General features: G+C 51.0%; 2 rRNA genes. Both read right to left on the bottom strand.

The window, feature by feature from the left end:
- Window positions 1–3: 3 nt before the first annotated feature.
- Window positions 4–119, bottom strand: a 5S ribosomal RNA gene (rrf, locus tag RH40_RS01660).
- 99 nt (window positions 120–218) lie between these two features.
- A 23S ribosomal RNA gene (locus RH40_RS01655) occupies window positions 219–3,107 on the bottom strand.
- Window positions 3,108–3,121: the final 14 nt, after the last annotated feature.

The raw sequence follows: 3,121 nt of genomic DNA, 5'->3' as shown, positions 1-3,121 counted from the left end.
AAAGCCTGGCGATGTCCTACTCTCACATGGGGAAGCCCCACACTACCATCGGCGCTAATTCGTTTCACTACTGAGTTCGGCATGGAGTCAGGTGGGTCCAAATTGCTATGGTCGCCAAGCAAATTTTTAAATTCAGAAAGCTGATGTTAAGTTAAAAGTGCATTCTCAACACATTCAAGATTCTTACTTTGAGTCCATCAAAACCCTTTGGGTGTTGTATGGTTAAGCCTCACGGGCAATTAGTACAGGTTAGCTCAACGCCTCACAACGCTTACACACCCTGCCTATCAACGTTCTAGTCTCGAACAACCCTTTAGGACCCTCAAGGGGTCAGGGAAGACTCATCTCAGGGCTCGCTTCCCGCTTAGATGCTTTCAGCGGTTATCGATTCCGAACTTAGCTACCGGGCAATGCCATTGGCATGACAACCCGAACACCAGAGGTTCGTCCACTCCGGTCCTCTCGTACTAGGAGCAGCCCCCTTCAATCTTCCAACGCCCACGGCAGATAGGGACCGAACTGTCTCACGACGTTCTAAACCCAGCTCGCGTACCACTTTAAATGGCGAACAGCCATACCCTTGGGACCGACTTCAGCCCCAGGATGTGATGAGCCGACATCGAGGTGCCAAACACCGCCGTCGATATGAACTCTTGGGCGGTATCAGCCTGTTATCCCCGGAGTACCTTTTATCCGTTGAGCGATGGCCCTTCCATTCAGAACCACCGGATCACTATGACCTGCTTTCGCACCTGCTCGAATTGTCATTCTCGCAGTCAAGCGGGCTTATGCCATTGCACTAACCTCACGATGTCCAACCGTGATTAGCCCACCTTCGTGCTCCTCCGTTACTCTTTGGGAGGAGACCGCCCCAGTCAAACTACCCACCAGGCACTGTCCTCAACCCGGATAACGGGTCTAAGTTAGAACATCAACACTACAAGGGTGGTATTTCAAGGACGGCTCCACCGATACTGGCGTACCGGATTCAAAGCCTCCCACCTATCCTACACATGTAGGGTCAATGTTCAGTGCCAAGCTGTAGTAAAGGTTCACGGGGTCTTTCCGTCTAGCCGCGGGTACACTGCATCTTCACAGCGATTTCAATTTCACTGAGTCTCGGGTGGAGACAGCGTGGCCATCATTACGCCATTCGTGCAGGTCGGAACTTACCCGACAAGGAATTTCGCTACCTTAGGACCGTTATAGTTACGGCCGCCGTTTACCGGGGCTTCGATCAAGAGCTTCGACCGAAGTCTAACCCCATCAATTAACCTTCCGGCACCGGGCAGGCGTCACACCGTATACGTCATCTTACGATTTTGCACAGTGCTGTGTTTTTAATAAACAGTTGCAGCCACCTGGTATCTGCGACTCTCAATAGCTCCATCCGCAAGGGACTTCACCGTCAAGAGCGTACCTTCTCCCGAAGTTACGGTACCATTTTGCCTAGTTCCTTCACCCGAGTTCTCTCAAGCGCCTTGGTATTCTCTACCCGACCACCTGTGTCGGTTTGGGGTACGATTCCTTACAATCTGAAGCTTAGAGGCTTTTCCTGGAAGCATGGCATCAATGACTTCACACCCTTGGGTGCTCGACATCGTGTCTCAGCCTTAAAGAGAGCCGGATTTACCTAACTCTCAAGCCTACGCACTTGAACCTGGACAACCGTCGCCAGGCCCACCTAGCCTTCTCCGTCCCCCCATCGCAATTGTAAGAAGTACGGGAATATTAACCCGTTTCCCATCGACTACGCCTTTCGGCCTCGCCTTAGGGGTCGACTTACCCTGCCCCGATTAACGTTGGACAGGAACCCTTGGTCTTCCGGCGAGGAGGTTTTTCACCCCCTTTATCGTTACTCATGTCAGCATTCGCACTTCTGATACCTCCAGCATGCCTTACGACACACCTTCAACGGCTTACAGAACGCTCCCCTACCCAATGCCTAAAAGGCATTGCCGCAGCTTCGGTTTACAACTTAGCCCCGTTACATCTTCCGCGCAGGCCGACTCGACTAGTGAGCTATTACGCTTTCTTTAAATGATGGCTGCTTCTAAGCCAACATCCTAGCTGTCTAAGCCTTCCCACATCGTTTCCCACTTAGCTGTAATTTGGGACCTTAGCTGGCGGTCTGGGTTGTTTCCCTCTCCACGACGGACGTTAGCACCCGCCGTGTGTCTCCCGGATAGTACTTACTGGTATTCGGAGTTTGCAAAGGGTTGGTAAGTCGGGATGACCCCCTAGCCTTAACAGTGCTCTACCCCCAGTAGTATTCGTCCGAGGCTCTACCTAAATAGATTTCGGGGAGAACCAGCTATCTCCAGGTTTGATTGGCCTTTCACCCCTAGCCACAAGTCATCCGCTAATTTTTCAACATTAGTCGGTTCGGTCCTCCAGTTGATGTTACTCAACCTTCAACCTGCCCATGGCTAGATCACCTGGTTTCGGGTCTATATCCAGCAACTCGACGCCCAGTTAAGACTCGATTTCTCTACGGCTCCCCTAGATGGTTAACCTTGCTACTGAATATAAGTCGCTGACCCATTATACAAAAGGTACGCAGTCACAGGACAAGCCTGCTCCTACTGCTTGTACGTACACGGTTTCAGGTTCTATTTCACTCCCCTCACAGGGGTTCTTTTCGCCTTTCCCTCACGGTACTGGTTCACTATCGGTCAGTCAGTAGTATTTAGCCTTGGAGGATGGTCCCCCCATATTCAGACAGGATATCACGTGTCCCGCCCTACTCGATTTCACTGATGATGAGATGTCGGTTACGGGGCTATCACCCTGTATCGCGTGCCTTTCCAGACACTTCACCTGTCTCATTAAAAGCTTAAGGGCTAGTCCAATTTCGCTCGCCGCTACTTTCGGAATCTCGGTTGATTTCTTTTCCTCGGGGTACTTAGATGTTTCAGTTCCCCCGGTTCGCCTCTTTAACCTATGTATTCAGTTAAAGATACGTGCTTATGCACGTGGGTTTCCCCATTCGGAAATCCCAGACTCAAGTGGTTTTTACTACCTAATCTGGGCTTATCGCAAGTTAATACGTCCTTCATCGCCTCTGACTGCCAAGGCATCCACCGTGTACGCTTAGTCACTTAACCATACAACCCCAAAG

The organism is Vibrio caribbeanicus ATCC BAA-2122 (assembly GCF_000165125.1).
In the GTDB taxonomy this organism is placed as follows: Bacteria; Pseudomonadota; Gammaproteobacteria; order Enterobacterales; family Vibrionaceae; genus Vibrio; species Vibrio caribbeanicus.
The sequence above is the reverse complement of the archived record's forward strand: the minus strand, read 5'-3'. Positions and strand labels throughout refer to the sequence as shown.